15 protein-coding genes and 1 pseudogene are annotated in these 15,707 nt (G+C 73.1%); 7 read left to right on the top strand and 9 right to left on the bottom strand.

What is annotated here, in order from left to right; translation table 11 throughout:
* Nucleotides 1–641: pseudogene (locus ABZ914_RS30330) on the bottom strand (helicase); the annotation flags it as partial.
* A 211-nt stretch (nt 642–852) separates the two neighbouring features.
* Here ABZ914_RS30330 and ABZ914_RS30325 point away from each other — a divergent pair.
* The gene (locus ABZ914_RS30325) at nt 853–2,526 is read left to right on the top strand and encodes an alkaline phosphatase D family protein (RefSeq protein ID WP_500197373.1); all 1,674 of its coding nucleotides are present in this window, start codon (nt 853–855) and stop codon (nt 2,524–2,526) included.
* Nucleotides 2,527–2,568: 42 nt separating this feature from the next.
* On the opposite strand, the gene ABZ914_RS30320 is transcribed toward ABZ914_RS30325, so the two are convergent.
* Complete coding sequence (locus ABZ914_RS30320) at nt 2,569–3,660, bottom strand: ATP-dependent DNA ligase (protein ID WP_500197372.1); 1,092 nt, start codon at nt 3,658–3,660, stop codon at nt 2,569–2,571.
* 64 nt (nt 3,661–3,724) lie between these two features.
* Between ABZ914_RS30320 and ABZ914_RS30315 the strand changes: the two genes are divergently transcribed.
* Entirely contained in the window at nt 3,725–4,426 is a 702-nt protein-coding gene (locus tag ABZ914_RS30315) for a dihydrofolate reductase family protein (RefSeq protein ID WP_500197371.1), read from the top strand.
* Here the strand turns inward: ABZ914_RS30315 and ABZ914_RS30310 are convergent.
* On the bottom strand, nt 4,408–5,130 hold the full coding sequence (locus ABZ914_RS30310) for a pyrimidine reductase family protein (RefSeq protein ID WP_500197370.1): 723 nt from the start codon (nt 5,128–5,130) through the stop codon (nt 4,408–4,410). The genes ABZ914_RS30315 and ABZ914_RS30310 overlap by 19 nt on opposite strands.
* A gap of 154 nt (nt 5,131–5,284) precedes the next feature.
* Between ABZ914_RS30310 and ABZ914_RS30305 the strand changes: the two genes are divergently transcribed.
* Nucleotides 5,285–5,686, top strand: a complete 402-nt coding sequence (locus ABZ914_RS30305; protein ID WP_500197369.1) for a hypothetical protein — start codon at nt 5,285–5,287, stop codon at nt 5,684–5,686.
* An 85-nt stretch (nt 5,687–5,771) separates the two neighbouring features.
* Here ABZ914_RS30305 and glgX read toward each other — a convergent pair whose 3' ends face one another.
* The 4 genes from glgX to ABZ914_RS30285 form a co-directional block, all read right to left on the bottom strand.
* Nucleotides 5,772–7,862, bottom strand: coding sequence for a glycogen debranching protein GlgX (gene glgX / locus ABZ914_RS30300; protein ID WP_500197368.1), 2,091 nt, complete (start codon nt 7,860–7,862; stop codon nt 5,772–5,774).
* A gap of 107 nt (nt 7,863–7,969) precedes the next feature.
* Nucleotides 7,970–8,500: a GNAT family N-acetyltransferase gene (locus ABZ914_RS30295; RefSeq protein ID WP_433151306.1), complete on the bottom strand. Its 531-nt coding sequence runs from the start codon at nt 8,498–8,500 to the stop codon at nt 7,970–7,972.
* A 63-nt stretch (nt 8,501–8,563) separates the two neighbouring features.
* Nucleotides 8,564–9,127: a DUF4262 domain-containing protein gene (locus ABZ914_RS30290; protein ID WP_500197367.1), complete on the bottom strand. Its 564-nt coding sequence runs from the start codon at nt 9,125–9,127 to the stop codon at nt 8,564–8,566.
* A gap of 75 nt (nt 9,128–9,202) precedes the next feature.
* The gene (locus ABZ914_RS30285) at nt 9,203–10,951 is read right to left on the bottom strand and encodes a CocE/NonD family hydrolase (protein WP_500197366.1); all 1,749 of its coding nucleotides are present in this window, start codon (nt 10,949–10,951) and stop codon (nt 9,203–9,205) included.
* 327 nt (nt 10,952–11,278) lie between these two features.
* Here ABZ914_RS30285 and ABZ914_RS30280 point away from each other — a divergent pair, with 327 nt between their 5' ends.
* Entirely contained in the window at nt 11,279–11,602 is a 324-nt protein-coding gene (locus ABZ914_RS30280; RefSeq protein ID WP_190857313.1) for a histone-like nucleoid-structuring protein Lsr2, read from the top strand.
* A gap of 305 nt (nt 11,603–11,907) precedes the next feature.
* On the top strand, nt 11,908–12,276 hold the full coding sequence (tatA, locus tag ABZ914_RS30275; protein ID WP_500197365.1) for a Sec-independent protein translocase subunit TatA: 369 nt from the start codon (nt 11,908–11,910) through the stop codon (nt 12,274–12,276).
* A gap of 60 nt (nt 12,277–12,336) precedes the next feature.
* Here tatA and ABZ914_RS30270 read toward each other — a convergent pair whose 3' ends face one another.
* Nucleotides 12,337–12,798, bottom strand: coding sequence for a CBS domain-containing protein (locus ABZ914_RS30270; protein WP_500197364.1), 462 nt, complete (start codon nt 12,796–12,798; stop codon nt 12,337–12,339).
* A 181-nt stretch (nt 12,799–12,979) separates the two neighbouring features.
* On the opposite strand from ABZ914_RS30270, the gene ABZ914_RS30265 reads away from it, so the two are divergent.
* Nucleotides 12,980–14,260 carry an ArsB/NhaD family transporter gene (locus ABZ914_RS30265; protein ID WP_500197363.1) on the top strand — a complete coding sequence of 427 codons (1,281 nt, stop codon included), beginning with the start codon at nt 12,980–12,982 and terminating at the stop codon, nt 14,258–14,260.
* On the opposite strand, the gene ABZ914_RS30260 is transcribed toward ABZ914_RS30265, so the two are convergent.
* Nucleotides 14,214–14,909, bottom strand: a complete 696-nt coding sequence (locus ABZ914_RS30260) for a phosphatase PAP2 family protein (protein ID WP_500197362.1) — start codon at nt 14,907–14,909, stop codon at nt 14,214–14,216. The two genes, ABZ914_RS30265 and ABZ914_RS30260, sit on opposite strands and share 47 nt — an antisense overlap.
* Nucleotides 14,910–15,053: 144 nt before the next feature.
* Between ABZ914_RS30260 and ABZ914_RS30255 the strand changes: the two genes are divergently transcribed.
* On the top strand, nt 15,054–15,707 hold a 654-nt coding region (locus tag ABZ914_RS30255), incomplete at its 3' end, for an RNA polymerase sigma factor (protein ID WP_500197360.1).

Here is a 15,707-nt window from a genome sequence, read left to right as displayed (position 1 = left end):
TGCCGCGCCGCCGGGATGCCCTGGTCCGGCGCCGCCTGTGTCGTCGCGCCCAGGTCGCACCGCGGCCCCGTGCGCCCGGGGGGGGGGGTGGCCACCCGGGCCGCCTCGCCTCCGAGGCCGCGGCGCTCGGCCTCGTCCAGCCCCTCCAGGTCGAACACCTCGTCGTCCAGCCGGACGACCTCGCGGTGCCGCAGGTGCAGGTGGCGGCGGCGCGCGACCGTCCCGGGCGCCCCCGGGGACGCGGTGTAGAACGGGCGCGCCGCCGCCGCGCGCCAGTCGATCAGCATCGGCTCGTGCTCGGCGTCGCGCAGCCCGATCCGGCCGATGTAGAAGGTGTCGCCGGAGCCGTCGGCATCGGCGGCGTGGTCGACGCGGCCGAAGCAGAGCCCCTCCTCGACCCCGTTCAGCCGGGCCAGCCGCCGCGCCGCCTCCTCGGTCACGACGGCGCTCTCCACCCGGGCCTGCAGCACGCTCCCGCCGCCCGCCGCCGGGCCCTGCCGCAGCGCCGCCTCGGCCCTGCTCCGCTCCTCGTCCAGCCGCCCGTACAGGCGGTTCACGTACTCCTGCTCGGTGCGCACGGCGGCCTGCCGGGCGGCTTCCGCGCCGGCGGGCTTGACAGATTCGGCTTGACGGAGTCCCATGCCTCGGCTACACTCCTATTCATAGGATGCGGTTTGTTGTGCGCAGTTCGTAAGTCGCCAGCGTAGCACCGCCTGCCCGCGCTCGCCCGCGGGACGTAAAAGATCATCTTTGTTGCGGTGGACGTCATCCGCGCGGTGCCCCACGGTCATCGGCCGCGATGAGGCTTTCCGGCGATCACCCCGGACAACCTCCGAAAGGTCACCGCCCCCCATGGCCGAACTCGCACGCCCCCTGAGCAGGAGATCCTTCCTCGTCGCCGGCGGCCTGACGGCCGGCGCCCTCGCCGCCCCCGGCATCGCCCAGGCCGCCCCCCGGCCGCGGACCGCGGCGCCCGGCGACCCATTCACCCTCGGCGTCGCGTCCGGCGACCCCGCCCCCGACGGCTTCGTCCTGTGGACGCGGCTCGCCCTCGACCCGCACGCCGACGACGGGCTCGGCGGCATGCCGTCCAAGCCCGTCCAGGTGAAGTGGGAGGTCGCCGCCGACGAGCGGTTCAAGCGGATCGAACGGCGCGGCACCGCCACCGCCCGCCCCGAGGCGGCCCACTCCGTCCACGTCGAGCTGAAGGGCCTGCGGCACGGCCGCGACTACTGGTACCGCTTCCGCACCGGGAACCACGTCTCACCCGTCGGCCGCGCCCTCACCGCCCCGCGCGCCGACTCGTTCGGCCCCGCCCTCACGATGGCCTTCGTCTCGTGCGCCCAGTACGAGCACGGCTACTTCACCTCCTACCGGCGGCTCGCCGAAGACCACCCCGACCTGGTCCTGCACCTCGGCGACTACCAGTACGAGTACAAGAAGGGCGTGTACGTCGCGTCCGGCGGCAACGTCCGCGACCACGACGGCCCCGAGACCGTCACGCTGGCGAACTACCGGCAGCGGCACGCCCAGTACAAGGCCGACACCGACCTGCAGGCCGCGCACGCCGCCGCGCCGTGGCTCGTCGTCTTCGACGACCACGAGGTCGAGAACAACTGGGCCGGCTACATCCCCGAGGAAGGCTCCGACACCCCGACCTACGAGGCGTTCCGCGCCCGCCGCGCCGCCGCGTTCCAGGCGTACTACGAGAACATGCCGCTGCGCCGATCCTCGATCCCGCACGGCCCCGACATGCAGATCTACCGGCGGGTCCGCTGGGGCAAACTGGCCAACTTCCACATGCTCGACACCCGCCAGTTCCGCGACGACCAGGGCTGCGGCGACGGCTACAAGGACTGCCCCGAGGCCGCCGACCCCGAGCGCAGCATCACCGGCGCCGCGCAGGAGAAGTGGCTGATCGACGGGTTCCGCAAGTCGGCCGCCCGCTGGGACGTCCTCGGCCAGCAGGTCTTCTTCGCCCAGCGCGACAACACCGCCGGACCCGTCAAGAAGACCTCCATGGACGCCTGGGACGGCTACGTCGCCTCCCGCGACCGCATCACCAAGGGCTGGGTGGACGCCGGCGTCCGCAACCCCGTCGTGCTCACCGGCGACGTCCACGCGCACTGGGCGAGCGACCTCAAGGCGAACTACGACGACCCCGACTCGGCGACGGTCGGCTCGGAGCTGGTGTGCTCGTCCATCAGCACCACCGGCGACGGCGCCGACTCCGACCCCGCGAGCCAGCCCTTCCTGGCGATCAACCCGCACCTGAAGTTCTACAACAACCAGCGCGGATACGTTCTGACGAAGATCGGCAAGGAGGAGATGAAGGCCGACTTCCGGACGGTCGCGTCCGTCCGGACGCCGGGCTCCCCGGTGTCGACCAAGGCGACCTTCGTCATCGAGGACCGCGTCCCCGGCGTCAAGCAGACCTACCTGCGCCCCTACACCGCACCGAAGACGGCCGCGAAGTCGGACCGGTCCCTCATCGACCAGACCATCCGCAACGAGACCCAGCCCTGACCCGGAACCCGCCCCTGACCCGGGACCCGCCCGGCCCCCGCGTCACCGATCGGCGCGGGGGCTGGTGGCGGGGCCGCTGAGGATGTCGTCGAGGTCGTAGGCCACCGGCACCTCGAGCTGCTCGTAGGTGCAGGACCGGGGGGTGCGGTCGGGGCGCCAGTTGCGGAACCGGGCGGTGTGCCGGAACCGGCTGCCCTCCATCGCCTCGTACGCCACCTCGACCACCAGCTCCGGACGCAGCGCCACCCAGCTCAGGTCCTTCTTGCCGGTCCAGCGGGAGACGGCGCCGGGCATGCGGTCGGCGGTCGCCTCGTCCTGCCGCGCCCACTCCGCCCACGGGTGGCCGGAGAGGTCCTCCATCCGGTAGGGCTGGAGCTCCTCGACCAGCTCGGCGCGGCGCTTCATGGTGAACGAGGCCGCCACGCCGACGTGCTGCAGGTTGCCCTCGGAGTTGTACAGGCCGAGCAGCAGCGACCCGACGATCGGCCCGGACTTGTGCCAGCGGAAGCCGGCCACCACGCAGTCGCACGTGCGCTCGTGCTTGACCTTGAACAGCACCCGCTTGTCGGGCTGGTACTCGGTGTCGCGCGGCTTGGCGATCACGCCGTCGAGCCCGGCGCCCTCGAACTCCTCGAACCAGCGCAGCGCCAGCTCGTAGGAGTCGGACGCGGGCGTCACGTGGATCGGCGCCTTCACCCCCGCCAGGGTCTCGACCAGCCGCCGGCGGCGCTCGCCGAGCGGCGTCTCCATCAGCGACTCGTCGCCGAGGGCCAGCAGGTCGAACGCGATGAACGAGGCGGGCGTCTCCTCCGACAGCAGCTTGATCCGCGACGCGGCCGGATGGATGCGTTGCTGCAGGGTGTCGAAGTCGAGGCGGGTGCCGCGCGGCACGACGATCTCGCCGTCCACCACGCACCGCTCGGGCAGCTCCCGCTTCACCGCCTCGACCACCTCGGGGAAGTACCGGGTCAGCGGCTTCTCGCCGCGGCTCGACAGCTCCACCTCGTCGCCGTCGCGGAAGACGATGCAGCGGAAGCCGTCCCATTTCGGCTCGTAGAGCAGGTCGCCCTGGGGCATGGTCTTGACGGCCTTGGCCAGCATCGGCGGCAGCGGCGGGCTGATCGGCAGGTCCATGCCCCCCATCTTGCGCCCCGGCACCGACAGAACGGAGCATCGGGGGCTCGGTAACCTGCAGGTCATGCGCCGTCTGCTGCCCGGACCCACCGCCGAGGACATCGACCCGTACGAGGCGTACGGCGACGCCCCCGCGCTGCGGCTCGGCATGGTGATGAGCGCCGACGGATCGGTCACCGACGCCGAGGGCTGGACCGACGGCCTCGGCGGCGCCGCCGACTTCCGGGTGTTCCGGACGCTCCGCGCGCTCGCCGGCGCGATCCTCGTGGGCGCCGCCACCGCCCGCACCGGGCGGCTCGGCCCTGCCCGCCTACGCCCGGACCTGCGCGCGCGCCGGGGCGGCCCGCCCGCGCCCATCGCCGTGGTGAGCCGCTCCCTCGATCTCGACTGGACGCTCCCGCTGTTCACCGAAGCGGAGACACCGACGATCGTGGTGACGACAGAGCGCGCGCGGGACGCCGTCCCGTCCGGGATCCCGGTGGTCGCGGCGGGGGACGACGACGTCGACCTCCCCGAGGCCCTGCGCGTCCTGCGCGAGGACCTCGGCCACGAGCACCTGCTCTGCGAGGGCGGTCCGGCACTGGCCACCGCGCTCATCCGGGCGTCGCTGGTGGACGAGCTGTGCCTCAACATCGCGCCCGCGCTCCTCGGCAGCCCGCGCCACACGCGCCTCCTCGGCGTCCTCGACGCCGAGGTCCCCGTCGAGCCGGTGGCCGTCCACCTGGACGAGGGCGTCCTGTTCGTCCGCTACCGGCTGCGCGCGTAGCGCAGGAACAGGAAGTCGTCCTCCTCCAGCGCGTGCCCGAGCCGGAACTCCGGAGGGACGGGGAACGGCGGGCCGTTCAGGATCCGCGCCGGGTGCCCGGCGAGCAGCATCGGGCTGAGCGTCAGGCACAGCTCGTCCAGCAGCCCGGCCTCCACGACCTGCGCCAGCACCCAGGGGCCGCCCTCGCACAGCAGCCGGTGGAACCCGCGCGCCGCCAGCTCGCGGACGGCGACCGTGAAGTCGAGCGCTTCGTCGCCGGCGACGATGACGTCCGCGCGCTCCTTCGCCGCCCGCAGCCGCGCCGGATCGGCGGCCGCGGCGGTGAGCACGATCGTCGGGACGGCCGCCTCGGTGAACAGGGGCGCGTCGAAGTCCAGGTCGAGGGTGCGGGAGACGACCGCGAGCGGCGGCACCGGCGGCCGGCCGTCGCGCACCGCGCCCCAGCTCTCGCGCGCCTTGACCGGCCCGTACCCCTCGGCGCGGACCGTCCCGGCGCCCACGATCACGGCGTCGGCGAGCCCGCGCAGCAGCAGGAACAGCTCCTGGTCGGCGGCGTTGCCGAGGCCGCCGCTGCGCTCGTCGCGCTGCGCCGCCCCGTCCAGGCTGGCGACCATGTTGGCGCGCAGCCACGTCCCGCCGCCCGGCGGGTAGGCGTAGCGCTCGATGAGGTCGACGGGCTCGGAGGACGGCGTCAGGGTGCGCATAGAAGTCACAAGTTACTGCACCCGCAGGACAGGCCGATCTGACCGTTCTGCTTACTCAGCGTACGGCAATATGCACGAATCCGTCATGGCGCGGCGATCGGCACGCGACACTTGGTGCGGGGACACCGTAGAACTGCACCGAAAGGAGCGGGGGGTGGAGTTCGCCGCACTCGTCGCGTGGGTCCTCGCCGCCACGGCCGGCGGCTACCTGCTGATCAAATGGCTGACGAGCGGGGGCCGGGGAACGAAGGTCACCCGGTTCCCGGTCCTGGTGGTCATCGGGCATCCGCTGGCCGCCGTCGTCGGCCTCTGCGTCTGGATCGGCTACCTGGCGACCGGCCGCGCCGCGTTCGCCTGGGTCGCGTTCGCCGCGCTGCTGGTCGTGATTTTCCAGGGGTTCATGCTGCTGACGCGCTGGCTCGTCGGGGGCGGCGGCCGGCACGCGCGCGGCCGCGACCAGACGTTCCCGGCCGCCGCCGTCGCCTTCCACGGCCTGATCGCGGTCACCACGTTCGTCCTGGTCTTCCTCACCGCCATGGAGGTGAGTCGAACCTGAGGCAGTGGAACCGAACCTGAGGCAGTGGAACCGAACCTGAGGCAGTGGAACCGGACCCGGCCCTCGCCTGCCCGCCTGCGGAGGGTCAGCCCCTGCGCAGCACCGTGAGGGAGCGGGCCGGGACGGAGACCTCGTCGCGGGCCTTGACGCGGGGCCGCTCCCCGGCGCCGGCCGGGTCGGCGGTGTCGAGGACGAACTCCCAGCGCTCGCCGTACTCCGCGCCGGGCAGGGTGAACTCGACGGCGTCGGACCCGGCGTTGACCAGCAGCAGGAACGAGTCGTCGCGGACGCGGCGGCCCCGCGGGTCGGGCTCGGTGATGGCGTCGCCGTTGAGGAACACGCCCAGCGACTTGGCGAAGCCGACGTTCCAGTCCTCGTCGGTCATGCTCTCGCCGGCGGGCGTCAGCCAGGCGATGTCGGCGGCGGCGCCCGTCCCGGTGCCGGTGAAGAAGCGGCGGCGCCGGAACACCGGATGGTCGTGGCGGAGCCGCGACACGATCCGGATGAACTCCATGTCGCCGGGCTCGTCCCAGTGCACCCACGCCAGCTCGTTGTCCTGGCAGTAGGCGTTGTTGTTGCCCTGCTGGGTGCGGCCCAGCTCGTCGCCGTGCAGCAGCATCGGGACGCCCTGCGACAGGAACAGCGTGGCGAGGAAGTTGCGGCGCTGGCGGGCCCGCAGGTCGAGCACGCCGGGGTCGCGGGTCGGGCCCTCGTGCCCGCAGTTCCAGGACCGATTGTCGTCGGTGCCGTCGCGGTTGGACTCGCCGTTCGCCTCGTTGTGCTTGTGGTCGTAGGAGACGAGGTCGGTCAGCGTGAACCCGTCGTGGCAGGTCACGAAGTTGATGGACGCGAACGGCCGCCGCGCGCTGTGCTCGTACAGGTCCGACGACCCGGTCAGCCGGGACGCGAACTCCGGCATCGTCGCGTACGAGCCGCGCCAGAAGTCGCGGACGGTGTCGCGGTACTTGCCGTTCCACTCCGTCCACAGCGGCGGGAAGTTGCCGACCTGGTAGCCGCCCTCGCCGACGTCCCACGGCTCGGCGATCAGCTTGACCTGGGAGACGACGGGGTCCTGCTGGACGAGGTCGAAGAACGCGGCGAGCCGGTCGACGTCGTGCAGCTCGCGGGCGAGCGCGGAGGCGAGGTCGAACCGGAACCCGTCGACGTGCATCTCCAGGATCCAGTAGCGCAGCGAGTCCATGATGAGCTGCAGCGCGTGCGGGTTGCGGACGTTGAGGGAGTTGCCGCAGCCGGTGTAGTCGAGGTGGTAGCGCTTGTCGTCGTCGCGGAGCCGGTAGTAGGACGCGTTGTCGATGCCGCGGAACGACAGCGTCGGGCCGAGGTGGTCGCCCTCCGCGGTGTGGTTGTAGACGACGTCCAGGATGACCTCGATGCCCGCCTCGTGCAGGGCGCGGACCATCGCCTTGAACTCCAGCACCTGCTCGCCGGCCTGCCCGGACGAGCTGTAGGAGTTGTGCGGGGCGAAGAACCCGATCGTGTTGTAGCCCCAGTAGTTGTCCAGGCCGCGCGCCACGAGCGCGTGCTCGGGGATCGACTGGTGCACCGGCATCAGCTCGACGGCCGTCACGCCGAGGTCGACCAGGTGGTCGATCATCACCGGGTGCCCGAGGCCCGCGTAGGTGCCGCGCTGCTCCTCCGGGACGCCCGGGTGCAGCTTCGTCAGCCCCTTGACGTGCGCCTCGTAGATCACGCTCTCGTGGTACGGGACGCGCGGCGGCCGGTCGTCCCCCCAGTCGAAGAACGGGTTCACGACGACGTTCTTCGGCATGTACGGGGCGCTGTCGTCCTCGTTCAGCGCGTCGGGGTCGTCGAACCGGTAGGAGAACAGCGACTCGTGCCAGCGGACGCCGCCCTCGACGGCCTTGCCGTACGGGTCGAGCAGCAGCTTCGCGGGGTTGCAGCGGTCCCCGTCGCGGGGGCTGAACGGGCCGTGCACCCGGTAGCCGTAGCGCTGCCCGGGGCCGACGCCGGGCAGGTACCCGTGCCAGACGAACCCGTCCACCTCGGGCAGGTCGCGCCGGGTCTCGGTCCCGTCGGCGTCGAACAGGCACAGCTCGACCCGCCGGGCCACCTCCGAGAACAGCGCGAAGTTCGTGCCGGTGCCGTCCCAGGTGGCGCCCAGCGGGTACGGATCCCCGGGCCAGACCTCCCGCATGTGCTCCCTCTCGTCGACCGACCGATGCCGCCTGCCCCGCAGCGCGTTCCCCGTCGATTCTGGACTACTCCCGCCTTGCCCGCCCGGCACGGCGCGATATCAGAGTGTCACGGGGGCGGGTCCGCGCGGGGAAGGCGCCAGATCGTCTCGCCGTCGGCGGTCTCGCCGGTGGGGCGCAGCCCGAGGCGGGACGCGACGGACGCCGAGGCCCGGTTGGCGGGGTGGATCGCGGCGGTGAGCACCGCGATGCCGTGCCCGGTGAGCCAGCCGGCCAGCGCGCGGGCGGCCTCGGTGGCGAAGCCGAACCCCTGGTAGGGCATGCCGATCACCCAGGCGAGCGCGGCCTGCGGCCCGCCGGGCGCGGGCGTGACGGTCGCCTGGACGTAGCCGACGGCCTGCCCGTCGCGGGCGCGGCGGACGATCCAGTTGAGCCAGTACTCCTGGTGGAAGGGGGCGGGCCCGGCGACGAGGTGCTCGTAGCGGGCGCGGAGCTCGTCGAGGGTGAGGGGCTCGCCGCCGATGTAGGCGTGCAGGCGCGGGTCGTCGAGGACGGGGGCCATCTCGTCGGCGTGGTGGACCGCCAGCGGCTCCAGGACGAGGCGCTGGGTCCGGATGGTCTCGGCGATCGGCCCGTACACCCGCCGATCGTATGCCCTGCCCGCCGTGCGCACCGCTCGTCGCGGCCGGTCAGCTGCGGCCGGTCAGCCGTGGCCGGCGGTGTGGCGGCGCGTCCAGGCTCCGGCGGGATGCTGGGTGGGGGCGAGCCACAGCCACGGCTGGGAGTGCCGGAACGGCAGGTCGGTGCCGGGCTGCCAGGGGAACAGGCCCTCGGCGTTGGGCCAGACGACCTGGAGGAACGGCAGCGGCGGCCGTCGGTAGAAGGCGACCGCGCCGCGGAACAGGCCCTCGTACCAGCGCGGGTCGACGGCGCGGAACGCGGCGGTCTGGCCGCGGACGGCGCCCTCGCGGCGCTCGCCGTCGGCGGGTGCCCGGCCCTCCGCCGCCTCCCGGCCGAGGGCGTTGAGCACCTCCTCGGTCTCGTACACGTCGCCGCCGAACATCGCCAGCTCGGGCGCGCCGTGGCTGTGCCACAGCCCGATGGTGTACGCCCAGCCGGGGCCGTCGGCGTCGGGGTGGACGAGGACGACGCTCCACCCGTACTGGGTGATGTGCACGATGGTGCGGAGCTGGAAGTTGTCCAGGCGGTCGCGGTCCCCGTAGTCGCGGCAGATCACGCAGGTGCATGAGGGGCGGCCGTCGGGCATGCCGTCAGCTTACGATCATTTCGCCCGCCGGTCCGCCCCCGCGGGAACGGACCGGCGACGGTCCCCGCTACGCGCTCACCGCAGCGTGGGCAGGGTGAGCACGCCGGGGGCGGCGGGCCCGGTCCGGACGGTGACCGGCAGGACGCCGCGGTTGCCCAGGTAGGACAGGTCGCTGGAGGCGATCGCGACGCGCAGCCGGTGGCCCTTGGCGAACCGGTGCACGATCGACGGCAGCGCGACCGTCAGCGGCTTGCGGACGTCGGCGACCCGCACGGGGGAGACGAGCCGGTGGACGAGCGAGACGGAGCCGTCCGGCGCGACGTCGTACAGCTTGGCGAACAGGATGAGGCGTCCGTTGACCCCGGACTTCTGCGACTGTACGGCGGCGGGGGAGTCCAGCCGGACCGTGAGGGTGGGGGAGCCGACGACGTCGGTGTCGGCGGCGAGCGGCGCGCCGGTCCAGGCGACGGCGGTGCCGGGGGCGTCGGCGGGCGGGACGTCGTCCAGGCCGAGCGCGCCCTGCACGGCGGAGACCTCGGAGAAGGACGTCGGGATCCAGGGCAGGTTGGCGTAGCTCGCGGCGCCCTCGGCGACGGCCTTGCGGTCGGCGACGAGCCTGTCCTTGCCGGAGAGGTAGAGCGTCCGGTTCCGCGCGGCCGCGGTGCCGTAGGCGGGCGCGGCGTTGCCCTGGTACTTCACCCAGGGGCGGAAGTAGGTGAACGCCGGGCCGGTGCCGGTGGGGCGGCCCATGAGGTAGTGGTCGAACCAGGCGGCGACGCGCTGCCCGGTGTAGCTGCCGGTGACGTCGGCGAGGTCGCCGTCGCCGGGGACCTGGCCGCCGCTGTGCCCGGACGGCTGCCAGATCATCTTCACCGGGGTGCGCTGCGCGGTGAGCTGCTCGTAGGTGGCCGTGGCCTCCTGGAGGTCGAAGAGGCTGTCGGTCTCGCCCTGGACGATCAGCGTCGGCACCTTGATCTTCGGCATGTAGGACGCGACGGACGCGGCCTTCATGTACGCCATGCTCGCCTGCTGCGGCACGCCGAAGACGAGGCTCTCGCCGACGGCCTGGCACAGGATCGTCGGGAAGTTCGGGCAGCCGAGCAGCCGTCCGGGGTCGGCCTTGCCATTGGTGAGCCCGGCGGACACGCCCTCGCCGAAGAACCCGAGCGCCCAGACCAGCTTGGTGACGCCGGGGTCGGTGCTCGGCCTCCCGTTGACGACCTGGTTGTTCGGGGCGAGCGAGTAGCGCAGGTCGCGCCAGGTGATCATCGGGACGATGGTGTCGATCCGGCGGTCGACGCCGGCCGCGGCGAACTGGATCTGGCCGCCGTAGGAGCCGCCGACCATGCCGACGCGCGGGTCGCCGGCCCGGTCCAGCCGGACGGCGTCGAGCCGCGTCCCGTCCTTGGCGGCCTTCTTCCCGGCCAGGTAGTCGACGAGCTGGCTCGCCGCGGCGCCGTCCCAGTCGGGGTGGTCGAGCGTGATTCGGCAGCCGCTGCCGCCGAATCCGAGTCCTGAATAGGACAGGACCGCGTATCCGCGCTGCGCGTAGGTCTTGCCGAGCCCGGCCTGGTCGTCCTTGGACCCGCCGAATCCGTTGGTCGTGAGGATGGCGGGCACGCGGTGCGCGGCGGACGCGCCGGACGGCAGGTACAGGTCGCCGACCACGTCGCAGTGCTGGTCGTGCTTCGGCCCGACCGCGACGTCGAAATGCAGTGTCTTCACCGTGTAGGCATCGGCCGCGTGGGCCGGGAGGGCGCTCACGCCGCCCGCCGCGATGAGCGCGGCGGCGGAGGTGGACAGGAGGGCGCGACGGCGCGGCATGGGGCGGCTCCGGGACCGGGGGGAACAGGGGGCTGATCTTTACTACCGTCTGGTAAGGCGGCTGTCCAGATATGAACGTGAACTTTCTTCGGACGCGTCCCGGGGGGCGGCGTCCGGGGGGCGCGGCGGCCCTCGGCCGCGTCCCGAGGGTCAGGCGCGCTTGGTGTCCCGCTGACCCGGACGACGGATTCGGCGCCCCGGCCATGCGCGCGCATGACGAAATCCTCACCCGTTGGGGAAATACATTAATCGGGGTTCCGCCAATACCGCGGCCGCCGAGCATCTACTATTCTTCGAACTGAGCAATAAACGGAACGGAGATGGCTCATGGCGCAGAAGGTCCAGGTCTCACTGGTGGACGACCTCGATGGCGGAGCGGCGGTGGAAACGGTGTCGTTCGCCCTTGACGGCAGGGCGTACGAGATCGACCTGAACAAGAAGAACGCGGCGAAGTTGCGCAAGGTCATCGCGCCCTACCGGGACAGCGCCCGCAAGGTCCGCCCGGCCGGCCGCAAGACCGCGACGCGCACCGCGAGCACCCGCGAGCGCAGCGCGGAGATCCGCGACTGGGCCAGGTCGGCGGGTATCCCGGTCAACGACCGCGGCCGCATCCCGGCGAACGTCGTCCAGCAGTACGAGGCCGCTCACTGAGCACTCTTCCCGGCCGCCGGACACCCGGCCGGAGACGGTCCGGGCGCCTTTCCGGCGCCCCTGTCCCGGAACGGTTTCCCTGGATGGCCGGCCGTCTTAGGAAGTGCCGCCGCGCACTCCCTCGGCCCGGGAAGTGACGACCGCCGCATTGCCCGCCGAAGGGCCGGTCCGCCGGCCGCCGGGGCGAACAATACGGCGGCGGCATGAGCGGGCGACCCGCCCGCCCGGCATGGGGCCCGCGGCGCGCGGGCCGGTGCGTCCGCGTCCGAGCGCGGCCGCCCGGTGATCGTTGCGCGGTTGCGCGAATGGGTGAGAGTACGCTGGACGCGCACCGGGACAAAGGGGAGGCGCTGATGGGCGAGTTCTCGCCGTCGCACTGGCTGATCGTCGGCATCGTGGTGGTGCTGCTCTTCGGCTCCAAGAGGCTGCCGGACGCGGCCAGGGCGCTCGGCAGGTCGATGCGCATCCTCAAGTCCGAGACGCAGGGCCTGCGCGACGACACGGCCCCCGCCGCGGACACCGCCCCGGACACGGCCCCTGACGCGGGCTTCGTGCCGGACGCGATCGAGCGCGCCGAGCCGGACACCGCCCAGGACAAGCGCGACCTCGCCGCCCGCCTCCGCGAGGAGGCCGCCCGCATCGAGAGCGCCGCCCCGACCGCCAAGACCACCTGACCTCCGCCGCTTTCCGCTTCACCTGCGCCCCGCCCGGGGCGCCGGCGCGGTGAGCGCCGTTCAGGCGGGCGGCAGGACGCGGGTGAGCAGGTCGGCGACCGTGATCGCGCCGATCATGGGCGCGTCGGTGCTGCGCGGATCGCCGGAGACCGCGACGACCGGGCTGCGCGCGGCGGCCATCACGCTGGCGATCTCCATGACGGTCGCGTCGGCGTCCACCACGGGCGGCGGCGTCCGGTTCGCGGGCAGCAGGTCGGCGACGCGCTTGCCGGCGAGCCGCTCGCACAGCCGGTCGGCGTGCCCCTCGTCGTAGGCGCGGGCCAGCGCCGGGTCGTCGCGCACGTACTGCGGGATGAGCGTGCCGAGCAGTTGGGAGCCGGGCAGGACGGCCTTCGGGCGGTGCCGCTCGTCCACCACGATCAGCCCGAGCAGCCGGTGCTCGGCCAGCAGCCGGGCCGCGTCCGTCGCGCTCGTGTCGGCGGTGACGGTGGGATGGTCCACGGCGAGTTCTCCGGCGCGCACAACCCCGACCGTAGCAGGGGCGCGGCCGGCCGACACCGGTGACGTCACCGCCGGTCGGACGGGCGGTCACGGCGCTCCCGCGTGGAAAACGCCCCGGGATCCCGTTAGGGTCGGTGAACGGTGTGCCGGGAAGTCTGGTCGGCGTCGTACAGCCGACCCCGAAAGACTCCCAGGAGCCGCCTTGGCCGCCGTAGCCGCAGTCACGATCTTCGTCGTCGCGTACGTGCTGATCGCGTCGGAGAGGATCCCCCGGACGGCGGTGGCGCTCGGCGGCGCCGGGCTGATGCTGCTGCTGCACGTCACCGACGCCCGCGCCGCGTTCTTCTCCGAGCGGACCGGCATCGACTGGAACGTCGTCTTCCTGCTGCTCGGCATGATGGTGATCGTCTCGGTGCTGCGGCAGACCGGGGTGTTCGAGTACGTCGCGATCTGGGCGGCGAAGCGGGCGCGTGGCAGGCCGTACCGGCTGATGGTGATGCTGGTGCTGATCACCGCGGGCGCGTCGGCGCTGCTGGACAACGTCACCACCGTGCTGCTGGTCGTGCCGGTCACCTTCCTGGTGTGCGAGCGGCTCGGCCTGGACGTCGTCCCGTACCTGATCGCCGAGGTGATGGCGTCCAACATCGGCGGCACCGCGACGCTCGTCGGGGACCCGCCCAACATCATCATCGCCAGCCGCGGCGGGCTGACGTTCAACGACTTCCTGGTCAACCTGGCGCCCCTGGTGGTCGGGCTGGTCGCGGTGTTCTGCCTGCTGTGCCGGTGGCTGTTCCGGTCGGCGTTCGTCTACGACGCCGGCCGGGCGGCGGAGGTGATGGCGCTGCGCGAGCGGGAGGCCATCACCGACCGGTGGCTGCTGTGGCAGGGGCTGGCGGTGCTCGCCGCGGTGATCCTGGCGTTCGTCCTGCACCCCGTCCTGGACTACGAGCCGTCGGTGGTGGCGCTGCTGGGGGCGGGGCTGCTGGTCGCCGCGACGAAGGTCACCACCGAGCAGGCGCTGGCGGAGGTGGAGTGGCCGACGCTGGTGTTCTTCGCGGGGCTGTTCGTGATGGTCGGCGGGCTGGTCGAGACGGGCGTCATCGCGCACGTGGCGCGGGCGGCGGCCGACGTGACCGGCGGGGACCTCGGCGCCGCGTCGATGCTGCTGCTGTGGGCGTCGGGGCTGCTGTCGGCGATCGTGGACAACATCCCCTACGTCGCGACGATGAGCCCGATCGTCTCCGACCTCGTCCAGCAGCACCCCGGGACCGGCGGGCACGTGCTGTGGTGGGCGCTGGCGCTCGGCTCCGACCTCGGCGGCAACGCGACCGCGATCGGCGCGAGCGCCAACGTCGTCGTGCTGGGCATCGCCGCCCGCAACGGCACCCCGATCGGCTTCTGGCGGTTCACCCGCTACGGGCTGGTCGTCACGGCCGTCACCGTGGCCCTGTGCGTCCCCTACCTGTGGCTGCGCTACCTGTGACCGGTCGCGCGTCCGCCGGTCCGGCGGCGGGCCGGGCGGCCAGCAGCGAGGACAGGGGGCCGTGCCGCAGCCGTCCGACGAGCGCCGTCGCGACGCGGCGCAGCAGCAGGGCGGTGAGGCAGGCGACCGGCACCGCGAGGACGACCGAGCCGACCACGTCGTGGGGGTAGTGGCCGCCGACGTAGACGCGGGTGAACGCCTCGAAGGCCGCGAAGACCGCGGCGATGGCGGCCAGCCGCCGATCGAGCAGGTACAGGGCGGCGGCGGCCGCGGCGGCGGCCGTGGTGTGCCCGCTGGGGAAGGCGTAGTCGGACGGCGCCGGGCACGCCTCGACGATGAACGCGTGCGGCATCGCCCGGCACGGGCGCGGCTCCTCGACGATCTTCTTGACGATCTCGGCGGCGGCGAACGCGACGCCGACGGCGACGGGGGCGGCCAGCGCGAGGGCCATCGCCGCCGCGTCCCGGTGCCGCGCCCGCCACCAGGCGGCCAGCATCAGCACGGCGAAGACGGCGAGGCCGGCGTTGGTCCACCACTCCAGGGGGCCGTTGAGCCACCGGGTGTCGCGGGCGAGATGCGTGACGGCGGTGAAGAGCGGGCCGTCGACGCGGGAGCCGTCGAAGGCCAGGGGTGCCGGGGCGGCGGTCATCCGGGGTCATCCTGTTCGGTCGCACATGAACGTCTACAGAACTGTAGACGCTCCGGGGACCGGACGTGTTCGATCCCGGGGGGACCCAAGGGCGCGCGGCCGGGCAACAAAGGATGATCAGTCCTCGACCCGAGAGGCCCGCCCATGCCCCCGACAAGCCGGTCGTCACCGGTCCGTCCCCTCCCGGCGCCGGCCGGAGAGCCCGCCCGGCCGCCCGCCGGAGAGGCCGCCCGAGCCGTCCGGGACCCCGCCGCGGAGCCGACCGCGGAGCCGTCCGGGGAGCCGACCGACGCGGCGCTGATCGCCGCGTCCCGGTCCGACCCCGAGCGGTTCGCCGCGCTGTTCCGCCGGCACGCCCCGGCGATCATGCGGTACACGGTGCGGCGCCTCGGCCAGGACCCGGCCGAGGACATCGTCGCCGAGACCTTCCTGGTCGCGTTCCGCCGCCGCGCCGCCTACGACGCGGAGCGCCCGGACGCGCGCCCGTGGCTCTACGGGATCGCCACCAACCTGATCCGGCGGCACCGCCGCGCCGAGGTGCGCGCGCTGCGGGCGCTCGCCCGCGGCGGCACGGACCCGGTCACCGAGCCCTTCACCGACGCCGTCGAGGACCGGGTGCACGCCGGCGCCAGCTCCCAGGCCCTCGCGGGCGCGATCGCCGCGCTGCCCGCGGCGCAGCGCGAGGTCCTGCTGCTGGTGACGTGGGCCGGGCTGACCTACGACGAGGTCGCCGAGGCGCTCGGCGTCCCGTCCGGGACCGTCCGGTCCCGGAAGAACCGGATCCGCCGCAACCTCCGC

It is taken from the genome of Spirillospora sp. NPDC046719 (assembly GCF_040645715.1).
Taxonomy (GTDB): Bacteria; Actinomycetota; Actinomycetes; order Streptosporangiales; family Streptosporangiaceae; genus Spirillospora.
Note: the sequence above shows the minus strand (reverse complement) of the source record. Positions and strands in the feature narration are given on the sequence as shown.